Raw genomic sequence first — 21,763 nt, forward strand, 5'->3', positions numbered from 1 at the left:
CAATCGACCTTGAGAGGCTGCCATGACTCGCTTCGCCAAATCCGCACTTGCTGCCCTGATTTCGCTCTGCACCCCCTTTACCGCGCCTCTCGGCGTAACGCAGGCCGTTCACGCCGCCGATGTCATAGGCATCTATTCCGAGGACGACGGCAGCATCTGTGGTGAGTCATGGGTGCTGAACAAGATCACCCATCGCTTCGCCTACCAGGTGCATCACGTGCCGCATCTGCCCGACGTCGCGATCACCGATTTTCACAACATTCACCAGCACCGATATCAGCTGGCGAGCGAGCAATGGCCGATCGGCCGTCACTATTGCCGGGCAACCGTCAGTCTGTCGGACGGCCGTGACCGGTCGATCTTCTATCTGATCGAGGAAGGCCAGGGCTTTGCCTCGATCGGCGACAACGTCGAATTCTGCGTCTCGGGCTTTGACCGCTGGATGGTCTACAACGGCCGCTGCCGCGTTCTGCGCTGAACGCGTCTCTTCCTCGGATGATTTTCGCGCCTGCGACCTGAAGGGGTCGCAGGCGTTTTTGCGTCCTGCGTTGACCGAAGGTGCGATCGCACGCGCCGGGTCAATCGCTCGGCAGGTCATGATCGGCGCCGGCGTTGCCGTGGTCGTTGCACGATGGGAGCGTCCGCTCGGCCGTAGAGCTATTTCCTGCGTTGCGTCGCCTGGGCCTGGTCGATGATCTTGCGAAGAAAGGCCATGTGACCGCGAAAGGCCCGCCGCCCAATCGTCGTTGCCTTGACTCGGGTCTGCGGCCGCCGCCCGACGAAGAGCTTTTCAATCTCGACATAGCCTGCCCTCGCCAGCGTATCGAGGTGCGCGCCGAGATTCCCGTCGGTGGTTTCGATCATCGCCTTCAGCCGCGTGAATTCCAGCGCCTCGCGCCTTTCGAGCCTATTCAGAACAGTCATGATCCTGAGCCGTGTACTCTGGTGGATGATGTCGTCGGCGCTCATCTATGGGCTCCAATACAGCAAGGCTTTGAGCTTTCCCACGTGGCTCGGCGATCTCGGGCAGCAGCGGTTGTGGGACCGACATCGAAGCTCTTAGTTTTCGACAGAATACTCCATTGTACAGAGTTATCTGTCAATTTTCCAACCGGCAATGAAACGGCGCTTGACAAGGTGATCTCCAGATCGGTCGTCGCATTGCGTTCGTGAGCTGCATCGATCGTCCAGCTGTAAAAGAAGATCGCCTCGATAAGGCTGCAGCTCATGATGTTCGTGATCGAAGATCAATGCGCGAAACTATTCGCTATCTTCGAAGGTTCACGGCGGGCTTGGTCCCGCAGCGCATCGAGAATGCCGGTGTCAAATCGCGGGCGATATCCAAAGATGACGCCGCGTTTTTGCGATGATGAGTGCGATCGTGTGCCGATCGCAACCAAAATTTAAGCTGAGAGAATCATATCATTGCTTCGCTGGCTAGCGAGCCGCGAGTCAGATATGCATTGCGCGCCGGGGTCATTCACGGCCATCGGCATAACGTGAAGGGGCATGACATGGCTAAGCAGTCATCTAAAGCGCCGGCATCCAAGACACCGGCAAAGAAAGCACCCGCAAAAGCAGTCGCGGCGAAGGCCGCAACGGCAGTGAAGAAAGCAGCGCCCGCCGCCAAGCCGAAGGCAGCCGCGGCCAAGGCTCCGGCGAAGAAACCCGCAGCCGCGGCGAAGGCTGCTGTGAAGCCGGCGGCGAAGAAAGCAGCGCCTGCGAAGGCAGCGGTAAAGCCGGCGGCAAAAGCAGCCCCAGCGAAGAAACCGGCAGCGGCGAAGGCGGCGGCAAAGCCCGCAGCCAAGAAGGCGGCACCCGCCAAGGCAGCGGCAAAGCCGGTCGCGAAGGCCGCGGCAAAGCCGGCTGCGAAAGCCGCCGCCGCCGCGACCAAGCCAGCGGTGAAGAAAGCGGCCGCGCCGAAGGCCAAGGCAGCGCCTGCGAAGGCGAAAGCTCCGGCCAGGAAGTAGACCGAGCCGTTGGGGCGTCGCGTGTCCTTCGGACACGGCAAGGACGCTCTGACGCTCTGGATCGAAGTATATTCGGCAGTTGGTTCAGCCCTTGGGCTGAACGTCGGAAGGGACCGAGGGCAAGCAAAGCGAGGCGCCGTTTGGCTGCCCCGCTCGCCCGATCCAATTGTGTGGTTGCAGCGGTCGCCGGAGGTTCCCCCCGGGGGGCAATGCCTGGATCCGTGAAGCGTGAAATGCAGGTTCAAAATCCTGTCAGCCTGTTCGTCGTCACTTGCTCGCGTCTCCAGCGTACCGGTCTGTAAGCTTGTCGTGATGTCTGGTCGGAAGCCGCAATCGGTTTCTGGTAGCTGTTTTTTGCGCTCTGCCGGTTGATCACGAGTGCCCGTCCAGTCAACACTGGACGCCTGCAAACAGGAAACCGATCATGCCGAAGCTGCTCTACGCCTCCTCCTCTCCCTACAGCTCCAAGGTAAGGATGGCCGCGGCCTATGCCGGAATCGCCATCGAGCACGTGCCGGTCAAGACCGAGGACAGGCCAGCCGAATTAATCGGTGCCAATCCACTCGGCAAGATCCCGGTGCTGGTGCTCGACGACGGCCGTTCGGTTCATGACAGTCGTGCCATCACCCAGCACCTCAACCGGATTTCGAAGAACGCGCTGTTTCCGCGCAATCCCGACAAGCGGCTGGAAGCGGAAGTGCTGGAGGCGCTGGCCGACGGCATCTGCGATTGCGCGCTGTCGATGGTCTATGAGCGCCGCACCCGGCCTGAAGAAATGGTCTATCAGCCCTGGCTCGACCGCCAATGGGCGAAGATCAGCACCGCACTCGACCTGCTCAACGCCAATCCGCCTAAACTGCCGAAGAAGATCACCGCCGGCCAGATCGCGTTGCGCGCCTGCCTTGGCTACCTCGCGCTGCGCTTTGCCGGCAAATGGGAAAAGGGCCGTGGCCGGCTGACGCGTTGGGCGGCGCGTTTCGACGAGAAATTTCCGGAACTGAAGCCCCTCATTCCGGCGTGAGGCTGCCGCCATAAAAAAAGCCGGGCGCGAGGCCCGGCTTTTTCGTGTCGTGGCTTGGACGACTTAGAACTTCATACCGACGCCAAAGGTGACGCGGTTGTCGGTCGCCTTGACCTTGCCGATACCACCACCGAAGTCCTTGCTGCCGAAATCGGTGTAGCGATACTCGACGCGGCCGAACACATTGTCGGTCAGCTTGATATCGGTGCCGAGACCCGCGGTCCAGCCGATCATGGTGGCGGTGTCGCTGGCGGGAATGACGGAGTCCTCTACCTTCAGGCTTCTGCCGGCGAGACCGCCGGTGCCGTAGAGCAGGATTTCCGGGGTCACCGCGTAGCCGAGACGGGCACGCAGCGAGCCTTCGAAGCCGCCCTTCGAGTGGATGCCGTTGTCGTCGCCCTTGACGCCGTCGTAGCCGAGCTCGGCTTCACCGCCGTAGACGAAGTTCTCCTGCTGCCACTGATAGCCGCCGAAGACGCTGCCGATGAAACCCTTGGTATCGGTCGAAACGCCGAAGTCCTTCTCCTTGGTACGGCCGCTGAAGCCATAGCCAACATTGATACCGGCATAGGGGCCGGCCCACGAAGCGACAGGAAGTTCGGCAACCGGAGCGGGTGCCGGCGGCTCTTCCCGGACGACGTCCGCGGCATAGGCGGTACCACCGAGGGCAAAGAGCCCGAGCGCAACAGCCAGCGGCCGTGCGAATTTAAGATTGGCTTGCATTCTTCTTTACTCCTTAAGCCACAGGACACAGGCTTGTTTCTCACGATCGCCATCGACCCGCCCGGGGGGTGAAACGGATCTGGCGTTCGTCGGTTCCAAATGTCGTGTCAAAATGCGGCTGAACCGAACCTGAACTTGGGTCATTACCCGGCACGAATGAGGCAGAAACTTGACGTTGCATCTTCGCAACAGCGAAATGTCAGCAATCGGAGGGCGTTACGCTGCACACGGCTTGGTACAAGGAGTCCGGCGTCCTATATTGGGCGATGGCTGGCTTTCGTCGAGAAGCGAGTCGAGAGCCCGTCCAGCCGTTTCGCCACAATGCTGCCCCAGGTGCGAACGCCGTTTAACAGATGACAGGCCATATTTTGCCGGCACCGTCTTTTCGTGCCGAAACCGAGGATTGACACACGATGAGCAATGCCACCGCGGCACTGGTGACCGGCGGGGCGAAACGGATCGGCAAGGCGATCGTTGAAGATCTCGCTGGCCATGGCTTTGCGGTCGCCATCCATTCCAATCGCTCGCATGATGAGGCGGATGCATTGGCGGCGCGGATCAACAAGGCAGGCGGCAGGGCCGCGGCGGTCGGCGCCGATCTAACCGACATGGCCGATGTGGCCGGCCTGATCGGCCAGGCTCAGGCAGCGCTCGGGCCGATCTCGCTTCTGGTCAACAATGCTTCCCTCTTCGTCGATGATTCGGTCGAGGATTTTGACTGGCAGTCCTGGGACCGCCATTTCGCCATCCATGTCAAAGCGCCGGCGCTGTTGGCGCAGAGCTTCGTCCGGTCCTTGCCGGATGGACAGGAAGGGCTGATCGTCAACATCATCGACCAGCGCGTCTGGCGGCCGACACCGCGCTATTTCTCTTATGCGCTTTCGAAATCGGCGCTGTGGACGCAGACAGAGATGTTGGCCCAGGCGCTCGGTCCGCGAATCCGTGTTAATGCGATCGGTCCAGGCCCGACGCTTAAGAATCAGCGTCAGAATGATTCTGATTTTGACGCACAGGTCGCTGGTCTGATTCTGAAGCGCGGCCCGGAATTGCCGGAATTCGGCGCCACCATTCGCTATCTCTGGGAGGCGCGCTCAGTTACCGGCCAGATGATCGCGCTCGATGGCGGCCAGCATCTTGCATGGCAGACGCCCGATGTGACAGGCATGACGGAATGAATCCCTTGGATACCAAGAACAAGGCGCGCGCTGGCGCCGATGACCTTCCTCCCGAAATCGACATCGAGGATGAGGCACTCGAGGAGATCGTCGAACCGGCGGGCCCCGATATTGCCTTCACCGCCATCGACTGGACACCGCATGCCGGCGACACCGAGGGCCAGGTCGGCGCCGAGGTCATCCAGACCCTGGTCAAGCGGCTGCCAAATGCGCCCGGTGTCTATCGCATGATGAATGCCACCGGCGACGTTCTCTATGTCGGCAAGGCGCGCAGCCTGAAGAAACGCGTCACCAACTACGCGCAAGGACGCTTCCACACCGCCCGGATCGGCCGCATGGTGCGCGAGACCGCGACGATGGAGTTCGTCGTCACCCGCACCGAGATCGAAGCGCTGCTGCTTGAAGCCAATCTTATCAAGCGATTGCGGCCGCGATTCAATGTGCTGATGCGGGACGACAAGTCGTTCCCCTATATTCTTCTGACCGGTGATCATGTGTCGCCCGGAATCTACAAACATCGCGGGGCGCGATCGCGAAAAGGCGACTATTTCGGTCCGTTTGCTTCGGCCGGTGCCGTCGGCCGCACCATCAATTCGCTGCAGCGCGCCTTCCTGCTGCGCAGCTGCACCAACTCGTTCTACGAAAACCGCACGCGACCTTGCCTGCTCTACCAGATCAAGCGTTGCGCCGGCCCCTGCACGGGCGAAATCTCGCATGAGGGCTATGCTGAGCTCGTCGCCGAAGCGAAGGACTTTCTCTCGGGCCGCAGCCAGAAGGTGAAGACCGAGATTTCGGCCGCCATGCAGCAGGCGTCGCAAGACCTCGATTTCGAGCGCGCCGCAATCTATCGCGACCGGCTGGCCGCACTGTCGCATGTGCAGAGCCATCAGGGCATCAACCCGGCGACCGTCGATGAGGCCGATGTCTTCGCCATCCATCAGGAAGGGGGGCAGACCTGTATCCAGGTGTTCTTCTTCCGCACCGGACAGAACTGGGGCAACCGCGCCTATTTCCCCAAGGCCGATCCCGCGCTGGAGGGATCAGAAGTGTTGGGCTCGTTCCTGGCGCAGTTTTACGACGACAAGCCGACGCCACGCGCCATTCTGCTGTCGCACGGGGTCGAGGACCAGGAATTGCTGGCCGAGGCGCTTTCCACCCGCGCCGGCCGCAAGGTGGCCATCTCGGTGCCGCAGCGCGGCGAGAAAAAGGACCTGACCGACAATGCCTTGCAGAATGCGCGTGAGGCGCTTGGCAGGCGGCTGGCCGAAACCTCGACGCAAGGCCGGCTGCTTGCCGGTTTCGCCGAGACGTTCGGCCTGGCCAAGCCGCCCGTGCGCATCGAAGTCTATGACAATTCGCACATCATGGGCACCAACGCCGTTGGCGCTATGGTCGTCGCCGGGCCGGAAGGTTTTGTGAAAAACCAGTACCGGAAATTCAACATCCGCTCGACCGAGATCACGCCCGGCGACGATTTCGGCATGATGCGCGAGGTGATGGAGCGGCGCTTTTCGCGGCTGCTCAAGGAACATGGTGATGCCGTGGCCGACAACGCTGCTGCCGACGAAGCGGGCGACGACATTGAGGAGGATATCTCCGGCAGCTTCCCGGCCTGGCCCGACGTCATCCTGATCGACGGCGGTCAGGGCCAGATGACGGCGGTGCGCAAGATCCTCTCGGATCTCGGCATAGAAGACCGCGTCATGGCCATCGGCATCGCCAAGGGGCAGGACCGCGACGCCGGCCGCGAGCGCTTCTTCGTCAAGGGCAGGGATTCGTTCTCGCTGCCGGTTCGCGACCCCGTGCTCTATTTCGTCCAGCGGCTGCGCGACGAGGTTCACCGTTTCGCCATCGGCTCGCACCGGGCCCGCCGCAAAAAGGAAATGGTCAAGAGTCCGCTCGACGAGATCTCCGGTATCGGCCCCGGCCGCAAGCGCGCCCTCCTGCTGCATTTCGGCACCGCAAAGGCGGTCAGCCGCGCCGCGATCGAGGATCTGAGGAAGGTCGACGGCATTTCCGAGCAGGTGGCGAGGCTGGTCTATAATCACTTCCATGAGAGCTGATGCATGTCACCCGAATGTGCATGGTTGTTTTGGCACAGCGACATGTATGAAGGGGAAGAACGCACGTCTTTCCGAAATGGAGTGCGGTTTTAGGACAGCGTGTGAGGTTTCCCGTTATTTTCGGCTGGCCAATCGATTTTGGCCTGTTGACCCCCCACATTCGCATCTGATTTGAGTACGCAGGCAGAAAGAGTCCTTGAAGACATGGCCCAGCGCGCATTCAACCTGCCTAACATACTCACCTACGCCCGCATCATCGCGGTGCCGTTGGTCGTGCTGTGTTTTTTCCTCGAAGGTCATCTGAAATCCAGCGACTTCGCCCGCTGGTCGGCACTGATCATTTTCCTGCTGGCATCAGTCACCGATTATTTCGACGGCTATTTTGCGCGCGCCTGGCAGCAGACCTCCAACATCGGCAAGATGCTCGATCCGATCGCCGACAAGCTGCTGGTCGCCACGTGCCTTTTGCTGCTGGCGGCGGATACCGATCGTCATGCCGGCATCGCCGGCTGGTCGTTGTGGGCGGCAATCATCATCCTGTGCCGCGAGATCCTGGTTTCCGGTCTGCGTGAATATCTGGCGGCGCTCAAGGTCTCGGTGCCGGTGACGCAGCTTGCCAAATGGAAGACCACCATCCAGATGGTCGCGATCGCCTTCCTGCTGGCCGGCCCGGCCGGCGACAAGATCTTCCCGCTGACCACGCAGACCGGCCTTGTGCTGCTGTGGATCGCGGCACTGGTTACGCTCTACACCGGCTACGACTATTTCCGCGCCGGCCTCAAGCACATCATGGACGAGTGAGATGACGACCCGCCTCATCTATTTCGCCTGGGTTCGCGAGCGGATCGGCACATCGGAGGAAGATGTCGAATTGCCCGTCGGCATTGAGACGGTCGCCGACCTCCTGCGCTGGCTGCAATCGCGCGGCGAGGGCTATGAGCATGCGCTGCAATATCCCGACGTGATCCGTGTTGCTATCAACCAGGAACATGTCGACCACCACGAGAAGATATCCGGCGCGCGCGAGATCGCCCTGTTTCCGCCAATGACGGGAGGATGACTCATGTCGGCCGTTCTGGCGCCGACCGTGCGCATCCAGCGCCAGGATTTCGACGTCGCCGCCGAGATCGCCGGGCTCACGCAAGGCCGCGCCGACATTGGTGCCGTGGTCACCTTTTCCGGCCTCTGCCGGGACGAGCAGGGCGCGCTAGCGGCGCTTGAACTGGAGCACTATCCCGGCATGGCGGAGGCCGAGATCGGCCGCATCGCCACCGAGGCGGTTCAGCGCTGGCCGCTGCAGGGCCTCACGGTCATCCACCGCCATGGCAAGATCGCGCCGGGTGAGAATATCGTGCTGGTGGTTGCCGCCTCGGCGCACCGCCAGGCCGCATTCGAAGCGGCGAACTTCCTGATGGACTATCTGAAATCGCGTGCTCCCTTCTGGAAGAAGGAGCATCGTGTTGACGGTTCGGAGGGTGGCTGGGTCGAGGCCAAGCAAACCGACGTCAAGGCCGCGCAGCGCTGGAAATCACCAGAATAAAATCCCGCCGCAGCCATGCATTGACCGCAATCCTTTGGCCAATTCAACGACCGTTGGTCGGCCCGGGCATCGGCAGCCCGGAGCATTGGCAGCCCGTGGCAAGGGAGATGGTCATGCTGGACAGGCTCGCGGAGTTCTTCGTCTTCGGCTTTGTGCCGCTGGTCGTCGGCATCCTGGCGGTGCCTGAACTCTCCTTGGTCGCCGAAAAGGCGGTGCGGGGCGAGGTGATCTATCGCGAGCGCATCGCCTTGCCGCCCAGTGCCGTGCTCTCCGTCCAGCTTGCCGATGTCTCGCTGGCCGACGCGCCGGCTAGGATCATCGGCGAACAGAAGATCAAACCTGCCGGTCAGGTGCCGATCAGCTTCGAGATCAAATTCGACCCTTCTACCATCCGGCCACAGATGACCTACGCCCTGCGGGCCCGCATCACCGTCGACGGCAGGCTGATGTTCATTTCCGATCTGCGCCACCAGCTCGATCCGCTGACCGACGTGCCCCAGACCATCGTGCTCAAGACGGTCGCGCCGAGTGGCGAGCCGGCGGCTTCCGTCTTTGATCAGCTTTGGGTGGTCGACTATGTCGACGGCGTCGGCGCCATCACCGCGCCGCAGGTGACGTTCAAGGTCAGCGAGGCCGGCAAGGCCGGCGGCAGCGGCCCATGCAACAGCTATTTCGCCACAGCGAAGGTCGATGGCCAGGCAATCGCGATCAGCGGCATCGGGTCGACCTACAAGGCCTGCGCGCCCGAGGTGATGGCCGAGGAAAAGGCGTTGTTCGATGCGTTGGCCAAGGCGGCGTCATACAAGGTCGATGCCGGAAAGCTCGCCATCGCCGACAAGGACGGACGCGAAATCCTGCGCTTCAGCGCTGCAAGCTGAGTTCTCACTTTGCCGGTACGAACTCATGAAAGATGCGCCGGGGAGCTTCAGACGATATCCCTATACGAAAAAAGGCCAGCATTTCGCCGGCCTTTCAGCATGATTTGCGATATGGGCTATCGGCTCAGCCGACGATTTCGGTGTCCGAGAACCAGTACTTGATCTCCTGCGCGGCGGTTTCCGGCGCGTCGGAGCCGTGCACCGAATTCTCGCCGATCGACAGCGCATGCACCTTGCGGATGGTGCCTTCGGCAGCGTTGGCCGGGTTGGTGGCGCCCATCACTTCACGATTCTTGGCAATGGCATTCTCGCCTTCCAGCACCTGGACGATCGTCGGTGCCGACGACATGAACTCGACCAGTTCGCCGAAGAACGGGCGGTCCTTGTGGACGGCATAAAAACCCTCAGCCTCACGGCGGCTCATCCACACCCGGCGCGAAGCGATGACGCGCAGGCCGGCGTCCTCGAGCATCTTGGTGATGGCGCCGGTGAGGTTGCGCCGCGTTGCGTCCGGCTTGATCATCGAGAAGGTGCGTTCGAGCGCCATGGGTCGTCCTTGTCTGGAGAATGGAATGGAGAGTGGCGGGCTCTATACAAGCCGCCCGGCCCATTGCCAAGGGGTGAGGCCAAAGGATGAGGAATGGTCTACGAAACGGACGGGAAGGCGATTGCCTGGCTTTCCGAATGACGAATGGTGATTGAAAGGTCCGGTGGACCTTTCAAAGGACTTTGAACGCCCGAGGGGCAGGGAGCGACAGCGCAGGGCACGCCGTGCGGCGGGTTGAAGTTCAGATCGATGCCGACGAGCTGCAAGGCAAGTTGAGACCAAATGGCTGCAATATCAGGCTTTGCTTGCTATAGTCGCGTCTCGGCGCCGCGCTGAAGTCGGCCCGAATGGAGACAGTATGACTATGGCAGACGATCGTCAGGAGCGCATTCGCAACCGAGCCCATAAGATCTGGCAGGAAGAGGGGCAACCGGCCGGCCAGCACGAACGCCACTGGCATCAGGCGACAGCCGACATCGACCGGGAAGATGCTACGGGAACGTCGTCGGCAGCCAAAAAGCCCGCCAAAAAGGCAACGGGCGCTGTCAAGGCAAAAGCCGCGCCCAAGGAGGCGAAGGCCGCCAAGAAGACCAGCAAGCCAAAAAAGGCAGCCAAGTAGGCCTGGCCGTCTCCGCTGCCGGCTCTTTGACGGCAGAGTGACCGCGCTTGCCTTGCGGCAGGTCGGGCGTCAGGCCGCTGCGGCGACCTTTCGCCCGAGCCCGCCATGCAGGTCGAGGCAGCGGTCGAACCATTGTGCCACCACGTCGCCGTCGTCGAGCAGCTGATAGGACGTCGCGATGCGCGCCCATTGCAGCGCGCCGAAGACGATATAGTCGGCAAACAGCGGCGAGGCACCGCCGATGAATGGCTGGTAGCTCAGTATCGAGCGCAACGGCTCCAGCGAAGCCCTGAAAGTGCCGAGCCCGGCTTCTCGCGCAGCCTTCGCCTCTTCCAGTTTCTTGCCCAGGCGCTGTTCCCGGCTTTGCCGGAAATACGCGCCATTCGTCTCGTCCTGCATGGCATGCAGATCCACGATCGCTGCGGTGGTCACATAGGGGTGGATGGTCGATTGCGACCAGCGTTCGATGAACCGCGCCATCGCCTTGCCGCCATCGCCGCCAAAAAGCGTGGGACGATCCGGATAGGCCTCCTCGAGATAGAGCGCGATAGCGAAGGAATCGATGACGACCTTGTCGCCGTCGCGGATCACCGGAAGGGTTTTCGAAACGCCGCCTTCGATGGTGGGCACCTCAAGAAAACGCGTCGGCGCGGTCGCGATATCGAGCCCCTTATGGGCCAGAGCCATCGTAGCCTTCCAGCAATGCGGACTGAACGGACGGTTCTCGTCGCGCCCGACGAGATCATAAAGCAGAATGGTCATTGGCGTCGGCCCCTTTGCGGTCTAGGTATCGCCCGAAACGCGGCGGCGGGAGAAGAGATGAAACAGCACTTCATGATGTTTGCGGCGTACAATCAATGGGCCAATGGCCGCATCTATGATGCCGCCGCCGATCTCGATGAAGAAGAATTCAATCGCCATGTTGGCGCTTTCTTCGGCTCGCTGATGGGCACGCTCAACCATCTGCTCGTCGCCGATCGCATATGGATGAAGCGCTTCACCGGCGAAGGCGATGCGCCGACCGCGCTGGACGCGATACTGCATCGCGCCTTGCCGAAGCTGCGGTTGGCGCGCGAGGCAGAGGACCGGCGGATCATCGACTGGCTCGGCGGCTTGGGCGACAAGGCGCTCTCGGGCCGCTTCACCTATATGACCGTATCGGACATGCGCACCGTCTCGCAACGCCTGGCGCCAGCGCTGGCTCATGTCTTCAACCACCAGACCCATCATCGCGGCCAGGCGCATATGATCCTGACGGCTCTCGGCCGCCCTTCCGTCCCGCTCGATCTGGCGCATTTCCAGCGCACTGAAGAGGGAAGGGCCTTTGCCTGATTTCGGTCAGTGAATCCTTCGCGGATTTGTAAAGTCTTGCAGCGCAATTTGACTTTCAGGCAATCTCCAAAGCCAAATCGCTGATTTCGCTGTCTAATTGGGATTGCGTCAGAGCCGCCTCCGCCATGACCCATTGTTTGAAGAGCAGCACCTTGCGTGCGGCAAGGCTCTTGTGGGGGGAAACAAAATACCAACCGGCCGTGTTCGGATGATGGACGGCGAAGGGAGCCACCAACCTCGCGGCACGGATGTCGCTGGCCATGTAGGCGCGGTTGGCGACGGCAAAACCCATTCCGGCGTTGGCCGCCTCGTAGGACATCATGCACGAGTCGAAATAGATGCTTTTGGTCTCGCTGAGCACGAAGCTGGCGCCGGCGAAACCAAGCCAGGATTGCCAGTTCTGGGTGCAGGTGTCGGAGTGCAGCAGCGTGAAGTGCTTGAGGTCGTCCGGTGTCACCTTTGACAGCGGCCTGTCGCCGAGAACCTCAAGGAACAGCTTGCGACTGCACACCGGTGTCAGGTCTTCCCGAAACAGCAGATCAGACGGCAGCCCGTTGAAATGGCCGTCGCCATAGCGGATTTCGAGATCGAAATCCGAGGTCGTGAACTCATGCGTCGCGTAGGAGGTCGAGACCCGCATCACGATATCGGGATGTTGCCGCTGGAAAAGCGGCAGGCGCGGAAACAGCCAGCGCGCGGCAAAGGTCGGTAGCACGGATATCTTCAGCACATGTTCCTGCGATTGCCCGGTTGCTTCCATGCTGGCAGCGACGATCCGCTCCAGAGCCTCGCGAACGCGCGAGACATAGGTTTCGCCCTCCGGCGTCAACGACACGGCATTGCCACCGCGTTGGAATATCTTGAAGCGCAGCTGGTCCTCCAGGCTCTTGACGCGCTGGCTGACCGCCGAAGCGGTGATGAACTGCTCCTCGCCAGCACGCGTGAAATTCCCGTGCCGTGCAGCACTTTCCACGATTTTCAGCGAATTGAGGTTGACCTGACTGAGCAGACGCACGGTTTTCGACCTTAAGCTGGGCTTACACTAGCACTAGCATTCCTAATTTTACAGGGGGGGCTAATTTAATCGACTGTTTACCAAGTGTTTGCCCCCTTATTGGAGAAGTACAATGAACGCACATACCATCCCCGAGCTGCGTTATGCGATGAGCCGCGAGGCCATCATCGGCCACGAAACCGCCTGGAAAGTGTCGAGTTTCGGCGTCGCGCAGTATCGGCATGGCTATGACCCGGCGCTGCTTGCGGCAATCGAGGAGGCTGCGCTGAAGCTCAAGGCCAGCCATGCCGTGCACAAGCACCTCGATCTGACTTTCATCACCGGCGCCGACCGTTTCATCCCCGAAATCAGGGAGTTGCTGCACGACAAGCTACGCCTGGAACGCCTGTCCGACATGATGGGCACGAAGCTGGAGCCCTATCCGCTGTCGATCGTCGGCTCGACCGTCACCTTCATGAATCCCAGGGACGGCGCCGTCGAATGGCATTGCGACGGCGTTCCGGTCACCGAACTCATTCCGCTGTCGATCAGCGATCCGCTGGTCGGCGGGCATCTCGAAATTTATTGCGACGACTCCGAAACCGGTCGCGCCATCCTTGAATCCGGCCGCGAGATCCCGCGCAACCGCATCATGCGCATCGACCACAAGATGCACTTCGCGACACTCGGGCAGTTCCTTGGCGTCCTGCACCGCACGGCGCCGATCCAGTTCGGCGAGCGTGTCACCCTAGTGCTCAATCAACGCTCGGTCGCCAAGCCCTATGTCGACGACAACAGAATGTTCTATCTTGCCGCGGACAACGATCACGACCGCGAGTGGGTCAACGAGCTGGCCGAAGACGTCTGGACCAACCAGTTGCCCGCCTACCGCCGCTTCGAGGCAGAGCGCCCCGTGCCGGTGCCGCCCGAGGCGCCGGTCCCCGGCGGTGCAAGGGAATCGTGGTGACCAGCCATGGCTCCGTCCGGCCGCAGCCGCCCTTTGCCTCGATGAGCCGGGGGTCAGTCGTGGTTGAAAGACAGGAAGGGAGCCTGTCTCGGGCTGCGCAGAACCAGCCTGGCTCCAGGCTGGCGCTGGCCTTTGCCGCTGGCGCGGTCGCACTTTGGGCGACCAACGCATTGGTCGGCAAGGCGCTGTTGGCAAGTCATCCGGTGTCGCTGGTGCAATGCCTGCAGTTCTGCGGCGCGACCATGGTCTTCGCCTTGATCCGCCTGATCGGCGCCGCGCGGCAACCCGCCATGCCGCGCCATGCGGGTCTCGTCGCGGTACTGGCGCCATTCGTGGTCGGCTTCGTCGGTCTCGTCGGCACCATGATCCTGCAATATGTGGCCTTCGCCTCGATGTCGGTGATCGAGGCGAACCTCGTCGCCTACACCTGGCCTCTGATGGTCGCGGCGGCGGTGATCGCGTTCGAGAGCCCGCAACGACCCACGGTGCTGGGCCTTGCCGCGGCCCTTGGATTTGCCGGCGTCGTGCTTGTCATCTCGGGCGGGCGCGACCATTCCTGGTTTCAGGGCAACCTTGTCGGCTATCTCGCCGCCTTCGGATCGGCGCTGTGCATGGCCTTCTATTCGATCCTGGTGGGGCGGCTCGCCATGTCAGCGGACCGTCTTTTGCTGCCATCCTCATTGATCGGCGTGGCCGTGACATTGCTGTGGTGCGTCCATGACGGCGCAACCTTGCCCGCTGCTGCCGACCTTGCGCTTGGGCTCTATCTTGGTGCTGGCCCGATGGGCTTGGGCTATTATTTCTGGTCGCGGGCCTTGAAGCTTGAAGGCCACGGCAAGGTCGCGGTTGTCGCCTATCTCACCCCGATCGCTTCGACACTGCTTCTGATCTTCTCCGGCGAACGGCTGACGATGACAGCCGTCGCCGGCGCCGTCCTCGTCATTGGCAGTTGTATTGCCGTCGGTGTGGAGCGTTCGGAGGCCGAAAATCATGTTTGACGACAACGAACGTCTGGCCCGCAGGGAAGCGCACTGGCTGATCAAGGAATTTGGCGCCGAGGCGCCACTTTACGCGGCGATGAAGGCTGAAAAGGCGATTGAGCAGAAGGATTTCGGGCGTTGTGCCCGTTGGAGGCGTATTCTTGAGATATTGGCTGACGGCCGGACAACCAAGTCTGCTGCCTTGAAGTATTAGATTTTCTAATTTGCCCAATGTCGATTTCCCATAGAAATAGTTGACGTCAAGTCTTGATTCGTTTTGGGGCTAGGCGGTCCGTTGGGGGACGCGGTTCGGGCGATACATCGACAAAAGTCTTCTGTGGGGTGGATGACTTTGTCGCAAATGGGATGAAAGAATTGTCAAATATCGAGGATAAGACCGTTATCGAGCTTACGGCCGATATTGTCTCGGCCTATGTCGGCAACAATCCGCTTCCGGTCTCCGGCCTGCCTGACCTGATCGCCAGTGTCAGCGCCTCGGTTCGAAAACTGGCTGGCGCGGCTGTCGCGGAAAGCCCAAGCCTGGTTCCGGCTGTAAACCCTAAAAAGTCGGTGTTTCCCGACTACATTGTCTGCCTGGAGGACGGCAAGAAGTTCAAGTCGCTCAAGCGACACCTCAGGACAGACTATGGCCTGAGCCCGGATGACTATCGGGCCAAATGGGGTCTGCCGCCGGACTATCCAATGGTCGCGCCGAACTATTCGGCCACCAGGTCCGCGCTCGCGAAGTCGACGGGACTTGGCCGCAAGCCGGCCGCGGCGCCGGCCAACGTGGCCAAGGCGACGAAGCGTGGCAAGGCGACCGCCTGAGGTTCTGCTGGCCGGTATGGCAGGCCACTGAGCAGCTGCCCTGACGGCGCAATTGCGCGCGCCGTTTTCGGGCCTTGTGCGTTCAACTGGCCCGCTGGGTCTTGCGAAGCGTTGATGTCCGGTGCAAAAGCGCCGCCATGCTGATCATCAACGACCTTTCACTCCGCATGGCGGGGCGCCTGCTTCTCGACCACGCCTCGCTGACGTTGCCGGCCGGCACCAAAGCCGGCCTTGTCGGCCGCAACGGCACCGGCAAGACGACGCTGTTCAAGGCGATCACCGGCGATTTTCCCTCCGAGACCGGCTCGATCAGCCTGCCGAAGAACACGCGCATCGGTCAGGTGGCGCAGGAGGCACCCGGCACCGAGGAGCCGCTGATCGAAATCGTGCTCAAGGCCGATGTCGAGCGCACGGCGCTGCTCGAAGAGGAAAAGACGGCGACCGATCCGCACCGGATTGCCGATATCCATATGCGGCTGGCCGACATCGATGCGCATTCGGCCGAGTCTCGCGCGGCCACCATCCTGGCCGGCCTCGGCTTCGATGATGCGGCACAGCGCCGCCCGGCTTCGTCCTTCTCCGGCGGCTGGCGCATGCGCGTGGCGCTGGCCGCCGTGCTGTTTTCCGAGCCCGATCTTCTGCTGCTCGACGAGCCAACCAACTATCTCGACCTCGAAGGCACGTTGTGGCTGGAAAACTATGTGTCGAAGTATCCGCACACCGTGCTGCTGATTTCGCACGACCGTGACCTGCTCAATCGTGCCGTCAACTCCATCGTTCATCTCGACCAGAAGAAGCTGACTTTCTGGCGCGGTGGCTACGACCAGTTCGAGCGCCAGTATACCGAGCAGAAGGAACTGCAGGAGAAGGGCCGCGTCAAACAGGAAGCCGCCCGCAAGCATATGGAGTCTTTCGTCGAACGATTCCGCGCCAAGGCTTCCAAGGCGAGGCAGGCGCAGTCGCGCATCAAGGCGCTGGAGAAGATGAAGCCGATCGCGGCCATCGTGAACGATTCGGTGCGGCCGTTCTCTTTCCCCGAGCCGGTCAAGACGGTGGCCTCGCCGATCATTGCGCTGAACAATGTCAATGTCGGCTATACGGAGGGCCAGCCGATCCTAAAGAAGATGACGCTGCGCATCGATGCCGACGACCGCATCGCGCTGCTTGGCGCCAACGGCAACGGCAAGTCGACCTTCGCCAAGCTGCTGTCCGGCCGGCTCAAGCAGGAGACCGGCACCATGACAGTGGCGCCCGGGCTGAAAGTGGCGATCTTTGCCCAGCATCAACTCGATGACCTTCGTCCGGAGGAAAATGCCTATGACCATGTCCGACGGCTGATGCCGGAGGCGCCGGAATCGAAGGTGCGCGGCCGTGTCGCCCAGTTCGGTCTGTCGACCGAGAAGATGAACACACCCGCCAAGGATCTCTCGGGCGGCGAGAAGGCGCGGCTCCTGATGGGGCTGTCGGCCTTCGAGGGCCCGAACCTGTTCATCCTCGACGAGCCGACCAACCATCTCGACATCGACAGCCGCGAATCGCTGATCCATGCGCTCAACGAATTTCCCGGCGCCGTGATCCTGATCTCGCACGATCGCCATCTGCTCGAGGCGACCGCCGACCGGCTCTGGCTGGTCAAGGACGGCGCGGTCAACCCGTATGATGGCGACCTGGAAGATTACAAGACGTTGGTCACCGGCGTGTCTGGCGATCGCCGCGAGCGGCGCGAGGCCGACAAGGCGTCAAAGGCCGACCGCCGCCGCGAGGCGGCCCAGCGCCGCGCCGCCTTCGAGCCACTGGCCAAGGAAATCCGCGCCACCGAAGCGTTGATGGATCGCATCCGCAAACGCATCGACGGCATCGAGGACGAATTGGCCAACCCGGCGATCTACGAAAAGGATCCGTCGACCGCGACGCGATTGGCCAAGGAGCGCTCGCAGCTTGCCCAGACCTTGACCGGTCATGAGGAGAAGTGGCTCACCATGTCGGCCGAGTACGAGGAAGGCACGGCGGAGTAGGGGAGCCTCTTCCTTCTCCACAAACAAGGGGAGAAGGGAACGCGCCATCTGGCTCTACACGCCGAGCCCGAAACCCGCTAGACAAACGCCATGAACCAGCACGCCAAGCTCAGGATCGGCCATTCGGCCTGCCCGCATGATTGCCCGTCGACCTGCGCGCTCGAGGTCGAACTGCTCGATGGTAACCGTATCGGCCGTGTCCATGGCGCGAAGGCCAACACTTATACATCCGGCGTCGTCTGCGCCAAGGTCGCGCGCTATGCCGACCGCGTCCATCACCCCGACCGCCTGCTGAAGCCTCTGGTGCGGGCCGGGGCCAAGGGCGACGGGGTCTGGAAGGAAGCAAGTTGGGAGGCCGCCCTCGATCTGGTCGCCGAAAAGTTCGTTGCGGCCGAGGAGAAATACGGCTCGGAGACGGTCTGGCCCTATTTCTACGCCGGCACGATGGGGCTGGTTCAACGGGACGGCATCGAGCGGCTGCGCCACGCCAAGAAATATTCAGGCTTCTTCGCGTCGATCTGCACCAATCTCGCCTGGACTGGCTGGATGATGGGGGCAGGCGCTTTGCGTGGCCCGGACCCACGCGAGATGGCGAAATCCGACTGCGTGGTGATCTGGGGCACCAATGCGGTGGTCACGCAGGTCAACGTGATGACCCACGTCATCAAGGCCCGCAAGGAACGCGGCGCCAAAATCATCGTCATCGATGTCTATGAAAACGCGACCATGAAGCAGGCCGATATGGGCCTGGTCCTGAAGCCCGGCACCGACGGCGCGCTGGCTTGCGCGGTCATGCACGTGCTGTTCAGGGACGGCCTGGCAGACCGCGCCTATCTCGAAAAATACACCGATGACCCTGCCGGGCTGGAAGCACATCTCAAACGCAGGACACCGGAGTGGGCGGCTGAGATCACCGGGCTTTCGGTGGCCGAGATCGAGGCCTTCGCCTGTCTCGTTGGCAGGACGAAAAGGACCTATTTCCGCCTTGGCTACGGCTTTGCCCGCCAGCGTAATGGCGCCGTCAACATGCATGCCGCGTCTTGCATCGCCGCTGTCACCGGCAGCTGGCAATATGAGGGCGGCGGCGCCTTCCATTCCAACTCCGGCATCTTCAAGCTCAACCAGGATGTGCTGGAGGGCACGCGCATGCGCGATCCCTCGATCCGCTATCTCGACCATTCGCGCATAGGCCCGGTGCTGACCGGCGCCAGCGATGCGCTTTATGGCGGCCCGCCGGTAACGGCGATGCTGATCCAGAACACGAATCCGGCGAATGTCGCGCCCGAGCAGCGGCTGGTGAAACAGGGCTTCCTGCGCGAGGACCTGTTCTCTTGCGTGCATGAGCAATTCATGACCGATACGGCCAGGCTCGCCGATGTCGTGCTACCGGCGACGATGTTCCTCGAGCACGACGATCTCTACAAGGGTGGCGGCAACCAGCACATCACGCTCGGCCCCAAACTGATCGAGCCGCCGGAAGGACCGCGAACCAATCATTTCGTCATCGAACAGCTGGCCGAGCGCCTGGGCGTCGCCGACCGCCCGGGCTTTGGTCTTACCGAGCAGCAGCATATAGACCTCATTCTCGGCAAGCGCGGGCTGGGCAGCTTCGACAGCTTGAAGGAACGGAAATGGGTCGATCTGCAGCCGGACTTCGAGACCGCCCACTACATCAGGGGCTTTGGCCATCCCGACGGAAAATTCCGCTTCCGCGCCGATTGGACCGGCCAGCCGGCACCCAACCGGCCTCCGAGGAGCATGGGACTGTTTGGCCCCGTGGAACGCCTGCCTGAATTTCCCGACCATGTCGACCTGATCGAGGTGGCGGACGAGGCGCATCCGTTCCGGCTGACGACCTCACCGGCGCGCAATTTCCTCAACTCGACATTCTCGGAGACGCCGGTATCGAAAGCCAAGGAAGGCCGTCCGGAACTGCTCCTCCACCCCGACGATGCCGCCGCGCACGGGCTGACGGTGGGCGACCGTGTCGAGATCGGCAACCAGCGTGGTGAGGTGGTGCTGCACGCCAGATTGTTCGACGGCATCAAGCGCGGTGTCGTGATCGCCGAAGGCATCTGGCCAAACAGCGCGCATGAGCGCGGCGAGGGCATCAACGTGCTGACCGGCGCCGACGCGCCGGCGCCCTATGGTGGTGCCGCCTTCCACGACAACAAGGTCTGGCTGCGCAAGGCGCAAGAACTCGGCGCCGGCTGAAACCGTCAAATGCTTTTGCTGTCGAAGATCGTCGGCATGAAGCTGAAGACAGGGCGCTTCGCGGATTGAGAAGGCAAAGTGCGGCCGCACTGCGCCAAATCACACCGGCAGGGTTTCGGCGGTCTTTTTCCTGTTCAGCCGGAGCCGGATGTCGTCGGCGATCGCCTGCGCTTCGATCGCGATTTCGCGCAGCAATCCGGTGACGGCATTGTGGAAACCAACAAGGTAGAGGCCGAGATCCGAAGCTTGCGCGGTAACGCCACTGCGGTCTGGCTGGACACTGGGCTCCAGGAATTTGGCATAGCCAGGCCGGAAACCGGTGGCGAAGATGATCGTGTCGAATTCGCTGTGCTTGCCATCGGCAAAACGGGCGCCGCGTTGCGAGATCTCGCCGATACCGGGCGCAACCTTGATCGCGCCTTCCCGGATCTTGCCGATGGTGCCGACATCGATCACCGGTATGCGCGATTCAATCGCAATCTGTTCCAGCAGTCCCCGTCTCGGCCGTTTGAGCCCATATTTCTCTAGCCTGCCCATCACCAGGTCGAGGATGATGGGCAAAAGAACATCATTGAGGCGTTGCGGCCCCAGGCGCGCCGCCATGCCGACCATTTGGATAGGCACGCCGAACAGTTCGCGCGGCACGATATGAACGCCGCCGCGTACGGAAATCGTCGGTCTTGCGCCGCCTTCCGCCAGATCGAGCGCGATCTCCGCGCCGGTGTTGCCCATGCCGATGACCAGCACCGACTGGCCGGCGAAAGGCTTGGCATTGCGGTACTCGGCGCTGTGCAGCGTCAGGCCCTTGAATGTGTCGATGCCAGCAAATCCGGGCCGCAACGGCTCGGCATTGTAGCCCGAGGCGATCACCACATGTCTGGCGCGCAGCGAGCCGGATATCGTGTCCACGCGCCAGCCGCGACCCTCTCGGGTGATCGCCTTCACCGTTTCTCCAAAGCGGGGCTTGACGTCGAACCGCTTCGCACAGGCATCGAGATACTCGACGAAGAGATCGCACGGCACGTAACGTGGATAGTGCTTGGGAAAGGGCACGAAGGGCAGCGACGAATAGCGCTTGGTCGTATGCAGATGGACGCGCTCGTAATGGCACCGCCAGGCGGGCGCGGCCTGCTGCTCTTTTTCGAGAAGGATGAAGTCAACCCCAGCCTGCCGCAGGCATGCGGCAACGGCAAGGCCCGCCGGGCCCGCACCGATGATGGCAACTGGGGTGGTATCGTCCAATCGCGCCTCCACTGCTCAATTCGCGTCCGGAGCATGTCAAAAGCATGGCAGAGCTGGCTTCAGCTGCGTCAGGCAAGGTTCAATCCGGCAACGGCACCGTCAGCCCCACCTTGACGCGATCCATGGCCACGAAGGTGCGGAACTTGCGGACATTGTTGCTGCCGAAGAACAGCTTTCGCGTCAGCGCCTCATAGGCGCCCATGTCTGCCACGGTGATGACGAGGATGAAATCGGCCTCACCCGTCACATAGTAGCATTGCTGCACTTCGGCCGCCGCCGAGAACTGCCGCTTGGCCGCGTCGATCAGCTCGGTGCGTTCGCTCTCGAGCTCCACTTCGACGAAGATGGTGATCGGCTGGCCGACGGCCGCCGGATCGACCACCGCGACATTGCTTGCAATGACCCCGGTCTGCTCCATGCGCTTGATGCGGCGCTGCACCGCCGGTGCCGACAGGTTGACCGCTTCGCCGATCAGCCGCTGCGGCGTGGTGTTGTCCCGCTGCAGGATGGCAAGGATGGCGAGATCGAAGCTGTCGAGTGAGAGGAGCGATGGAGACAATGGAGACATCCTGGCGAAACAAACTTGCATTCCGGAGGGTCAATTACAGCGCTTTTTGCGCCGATCCTGCAATATATTCTCAGCGACCCAAAGGAG

24 protein-coding genes are annotated in these 21,763 nt (G+C 61.8%); 17 read left to right on the forward strand and 7 right to left on the reverse strand.

Annotated elements, in window-relative coordinates; translation table 11 throughout:
- The first annotated feature begins 22 nt into the window (after positions 1-22).
- Positions 23-478 carry a hypothetical protein gene (locus FJ548_RS22635; RefSeq protein WP_140610822.1) on the forward strand — a complete coding sequence of 152 codons (456 nt, stop codon included), beginning with the start codon at positions 23-25 and terminating at the stop codon, positions 476-478.
- A gap of 179 nt (positions 479-657) precedes the next feature.
- Here the strand turns inward: FJ548_RS22635 and FJ548_RS22640 are convergent, their stop codons facing one another.
- On the reverse strand, positions 658-969 hold the full coding sequence (locus tag FJ548_RS22640) for a transcriptional regulator (protein ID WP_140610821.1): 312 nt from the start codon (positions 967-969) through the stop codon (positions 658-660).
- A gap of 635 nt (positions 970-1,604) precedes the next feature.
- On the opposite strand from FJ548_RS22640, the gene FJ548_RS22645 reads away from it, so the two are divergent.
- Together FJ548_RS22645 and FJ548_RS22650 are read left to right on the forward strand one after the other, a co-directional pair.
- Positions 1,605-1,970 carry a hypothetical protein gene (locus FJ548_RS22645; protein WP_181165654.1) on the forward strand — a complete coding sequence of 122 codons (366 nt, stop codon included), beginning with the start codon at positions 1,605-1,607 and terminating at the stop codon, positions 1,968-1,970.
- Between the two features lie 424 nt (positions 1,971-2,394).
- On the forward strand, positions 2,395-2,991 hold the full coding sequence (locus FJ548_RS22650; RefSeq protein ID WP_140610819.1) for a glutathione S-transferase family protein: 597 nt from the start codon (positions 2,395-2,397) through the stop codon (positions 2,989-2,991).
- A gap of 63 nt (positions 2,992-3,054) precedes the next feature.
- Here FJ548_RS22650 and FJ548_RS22655 read toward each other — a convergent pair whose 3' ends face one another.
- Entirely contained in the window at positions 3,055-3,714 is a 660-nt protein-coding gene (locus FJ548_RS22655; protein WP_140610818.1) for an outer membrane protein, read from the reverse strand.
- Positions 3,715-4,127: 413 nt separating this feature from the next.
- Here FJ548_RS22655 and FJ548_RS22660 point away from each other — a divergent pair, with 413 nt between their 5' ends.
- The 6 genes from FJ548_RS22660 to FJ548_RS22685 all read left to right on the forward strand — a co-directional run bounded on the left by FJ548_RS22660 (position 4,128) and on the right by FJ548_RS22685 (position 9,370).
- Positions 4,128-4,889 carry an SDR family oxidoreductase gene (locus FJ548_RS22660; RefSeq protein ID WP_140610817.1) on the forward strand — a complete coding sequence of 254 codons (762 nt, stop codon included), beginning with the start codon at positions 4,128-4,130 and terminating at the stop codon, positions 4,887-4,889.
- Positions 4,886-6,952 carry an excinuclease ABC subunit UvrC gene (uvrC, locus tag FJ548_RS22665; RefSeq protein ID WP_140610816.1) on the forward strand — a complete coding sequence of 689 codons (2,067 nt, stop codon included), beginning with the start codon at positions 4,886-4,888 and terminating at the stop codon, positions 6,950-6,952. Before FJ548_RS22660 ends, uvrC begins: the two co-directional genes overlap by 4 nt.
- A gap of 204 nt (positions 6,953-7,156) precedes the next feature.
- Entirely contained in the window at positions 7,157-7,753 is a 597-nt protein-coding gene (gene pgsA, locus FJ548_RS22670) for a CDP-diacylglycerol--glycerol-3-phosphate 3-phosphatidyltransferase (protein WP_027026303.1), read from the forward strand.
- A gap of 1 nt (position 7,754) precedes the next feature.
- Entirely contained in the window at positions 7,755-8,012 is a 258-nt protein-coding gene (gene moaD, locus FJ548_RS22675; protein ID WP_140610815.1) for a molybdopterin converting factor subunit 1, read from the forward strand.
- Between the two features lie 3 nt (positions 8,013-8,015).
- Positions 8,016-8,492: a molybdenum cofactor biosynthesis protein MoaE gene (locus FJ548_RS22680; protein ID WP_140610814.1), complete on the forward strand. Its 477-nt coding sequence runs from the start codon at positions 8,016-8,018 to the stop codon at positions 8,490-8,492.
- A gap of 113 nt (positions 8,493-8,605) precedes the next feature.
- Entirely contained in the window at positions 8,606-9,370 is a 765-nt protein-coding gene (locus FJ548_RS22685) for a YbaY family lipoprotein (RefSeq protein WP_140610813.1), read from the forward strand.
- A 124-nt stretch (positions 9,371-9,494) separates the two neighbouring features.
- Here the strand turns inward: FJ548_RS22685 and ndk are convergent, their stop codons facing one another.
- The gene (gene ndk, locus FJ548_RS22690; protein WP_008875017.1) at positions 9,495-9,917 is read right to left on the reverse strand and encodes a nucleoside-diphosphate kinase; all 423 of its coding nucleotides are present in this window, start codon (positions 9,915-9,917) and stop codon (positions 9,495-9,497) included.
- 358 nt (positions 9,918-10,275) lie between these two features.
- On the opposite strand from ndk, the gene FJ548_RS22695 reads away from it, so the two are divergent.
- Positions 10,276-10,536, forward strand: a complete 261-nt coding sequence (locus FJ548_RS22695; RefSeq protein ID WP_140610812.1) for a DUF2934 domain-containing protein — start codon at positions 10,276-10,278, stop codon at positions 10,534-10,536.
- Positions 10,537-10,605: 69 nt separating this feature from the next.
- Here FJ548_RS22695 and FJ548_RS22700 read toward each other — a convergent pair whose 3' ends face one another.
- On the reverse strand, positions 10,606-11,298 hold the full coding sequence (locus FJ548_RS22700; RefSeq protein ID WP_140779016.1) for a glutathione S-transferase family protein: 693 nt from the start codon (positions 11,296-11,298) through the stop codon (positions 10,606-10,608).
- A 57-nt stretch (positions 11,299-11,355) separates the two neighbouring features.
- Here FJ548_RS22700 and FJ548_RS22705 point away from each other — a divergent pair, with 57 nt between their 5' ends.
- Complete coding sequence (locus FJ548_RS22705) at positions 11,356-11,868, forward strand: DinB family protein (RefSeq protein ID WP_140610810.1); 513 nt, start codon at positions 11,356-11,358, stop codon at positions 11,866-11,868.
- A 55-nt stretch (positions 11,869-11,923) separates the two neighbouring features.
- Here the strand turns inward: FJ548_RS22705 and FJ548_RS22710 are convergent, their stop codons facing one another.
- On the reverse strand, positions 11,924-12,883 hold the full coding sequence (locus FJ548_RS22710; protein WP_140610809.1) for a LysR substrate-binding domain-containing protein: 960 nt from the start codon (positions 12,881-12,883) through the stop codon (positions 11,924-11,926).
- Positions 12,884-12,995: 112 nt separating this feature from the next.
- On the opposite strand from FJ548_RS22710, the gene FJ548_RS29965 reads away from it, so the two are divergent.
- From FJ548_RS29965 to FJ548_RS22745, 6 genes are all read left to right on the forward strand, one after another.
- Positions 12,996-13,829 (forward strand): hypothetical protein, encoded by an 834-nt coding sequence (locus FJ548_RS29965; RefSeq protein WP_181165653.1) that lies wholly within the window; start codon positions 12,996-12,998, stop codon positions 13,827-13,829.
- A 59-nt stretch (positions 13,830-13,888) separates the two neighbouring features.
- On the forward strand, positions 13,889-14,827 hold the full coding sequence (locus FJ548_RS22725) for an EamA family transporter (protein WP_246671539.1): 939 nt from the start codon (positions 13,889-13,891) through the stop codon (positions 14,825-14,827).
- A complete protein-coding gene (locus tag FJ548_RS22730) occupies positions 14,820-15,023 on the forward strand; it encodes a hypothetical protein (RefSeq protein ID WP_140610807.1) in 204 nt (67 codons plus the stop codon). Before FJ548_RS22725 ends, FJ548_RS22730 begins: the two co-directional genes overlap by 8 nt.
- Before the next feature lie 152 nt (positions 15,024-15,175).
- Positions 15,176-15,637 (forward strand): MucR family transcriptional regulator, encoded by a 462-nt coding sequence (locus FJ548_RS22735; RefSeq protein WP_181165652.1) that lies wholly within the window; start codon positions 15,176-15,178, stop codon positions 15,635-15,637.
- A 137-nt stretch (positions 15,638-15,774) separates the two neighbouring features.
- A complete protein-coding gene (locus tag FJ548_RS22740; protein WP_140610806.1) occupies positions 15,775-17,652 on the forward strand; it encodes an ABC-F family ATP-binding cassette domain-containing protein in 1,878 nt (625 codons plus the stop codon).
- Positions 17,653-17,742: 90 nt separating this feature from the next.
- Positions 17,743-19,866: a molybdopterin oxidoreductase family protein gene (locus tag FJ548_RS22745; RefSeq protein ID WP_140779017.1), complete on the forward strand. Its 2,124-nt coding sequence runs from the start codon at positions 17,743-17,745 to the stop codon at positions 19,864-19,866.
- A gap of 99 nt (positions 19,867-19,965) precedes the next feature.
- Here FJ548_RS22745 and FJ548_RS22750 read toward each other — a convergent pair whose 3' ends face one another.
- Both FJ548_RS22750 and FJ548_RS22755 read right to left on the reverse strand, forming a co-directional pair.
- A complete protein-coding gene (locus FJ548_RS22750) occupies positions 19,966-21,108 on the reverse strand; it encodes an NAD(P)/FAD-dependent oxidoreductase (protein ID WP_140779018.1) in 1,143 nt (380 codons plus the stop codon).
- A gap of 79 nt (positions 21,109-21,187) precedes the next feature.
- Positions 21,188-21,676 (reverse strand): Lrp/AsnC family transcriptional regulator, encoded by a 489-nt coding sequence (locus FJ548_RS22755; RefSeq protein WP_140610803.1) that lies wholly within the window; start codon positions 21,674-21,676, stop codon positions 21,188-21,190.
- Between the last annotated feature and the right edge of the window lie 87 nt (positions 21,677-21,763).

This window comes from Mesorhizobium sp. B2-4-17 (assembly GCF_006441275.1).
Taxonomy (GTDB): domain Bacteria; phylum Pseudomonadota; class Alphaproteobacteria; order Rhizobiales; family Rhizobiaceae; genus Mesorhizobium.

Bases quoted from the DNA above. Each gene is read 5' to 3' on its own strand.
- FJ548_RS22635 (WP_140610822.1), top strand. From the start codon at position 23: ATGACTCGCTTCGCCAAATCCGCACTTGCTGCCCTGATTTCGCTCTGC.
- FJ548_RS22640 (WP_140610821.1), bottom strand. From the start codon at position 969: ATGAGCGCCGACGACATCATCCACCAGAGTACACGGCTCAGGATCATG.
- FJ548_RS22650 (WP_140610819.1), top strand. From the start codon at position 2,395: ATGCCGAAGCTGCTCTACGCCTCCTCCTCTCCCTACAGCTCCAAGGTA.
- FJ548_RS22655 (WP_140610818.1), bottom strand. From the start codon at position 3,714: ATGCAAGCCAATCTTAAATTCGCACGGCCGCTGGCTGTTGCGCTCGGG.
- FJ548_RS22660 (WP_140610817.1), top strand. From the start codon at position 4,128: ATGAGCAATGCCACCGCGGCACTGGTGACCGGCGGGGCGAAACGGATC.
- uvrC (WP_140610816.1), top strand. From the start codon at position 4,886: ATGAATCCCTTGGATACCAAGAACAAGGCGCGCGCTGGCGCCGATGAC.
- pgsA (WP_027026303.1), top strand. From the start codon at position 7,157: ATGGCCCAGCGCGCATTCAACCTGCCTAACATACTCACCTACGCCCGC.
- moaD (WP_140610815.1), top strand. From the start codon at position 7,755: ATGACGACCCGCCTCATCTATTTCGCCTGGGTTCGCGAGCGGATCGGC.
- FJ548_RS22680 (WP_140610814.1), top strand. From the start codon at position 8,016: ATGTCGGCCGTTCTGGCGCCGACCGTGCGCATCCAGCGCCAGGATTTC.
- FJ548_RS22685 (WP_140610813.1), top strand. From the start codon at position 8,606: ATGCTGGACAGGCTCGCGGAGTTCTTCGTCTTCGGCTTTGTGCCGCTG.
- ndk (WP_008875017.1), bottom strand. From the start codon at position 9,917: ATGGCGCTCGAACGCACCTTCTCGATGATCAAGCCGGACGCAACGCGG.
- FJ548_RS22695 (WP_140610812.1), top strand. From the start codon at position 10,276: ATGACTATGGCAGACGATCGTCAGGAGCGCATTCGCAACCGAGCCCAT.
- FJ548_RS22700 (WP_140779016.1), bottom strand. From the start codon at position 11,298: ATGACCATTCTGCTTTATGATCTCGTCGGGCGCGACGAGAACCGTCCG.
- FJ548_RS22705 (WP_140610810.1), top strand. From the start codon at position 11,356: ATGAAACAGCACTTCATGATGTTTGCGGCGTACAATCAATGGGCCAAT.
- FJ548_RS29965 (WP_181165653.1), top strand. From the start codon at position 12,996: ATGAACGCACATACCATCCCCGAGCTGCGTTATGCGATGAGCCGCGAG.
- FJ548_RS22730 (WP_140610807.1), top strand. From the start codon at position 14,820: ATGTTTGACGACAACGAACGTCTGGCCCGCAGGGAAGCGCACTGGCTG.
- FJ548_RS22735 (WP_181165652.1), top strand. From the start codon at position 15,176: ATGAAAGAATTGTCAAATATCGAGGATAAGACCGTTATCGAGCTTACG.
- FJ548_RS22740 (WP_140610806.1), top strand. From the start codon at position 15,775: ATGCTGATCATCAACGACCTTTCACTCCGCATGGCGGGGCGCCTGCTT.
- FJ548_RS22745 (WP_140779017.1), top strand. From the start codon at position 17,743: ATGAACCAGCACGCCAAGCTCAGGATCGGCCATTCGGCCTGCCCGCAT.
- FJ548_RS22755 (WP_140610803.1), bottom strand. From the start codon at position 21,676: ATGTCTCCATTGTCTCCATCGCTCCTCTCACTCGACAGCTTCGATCTC.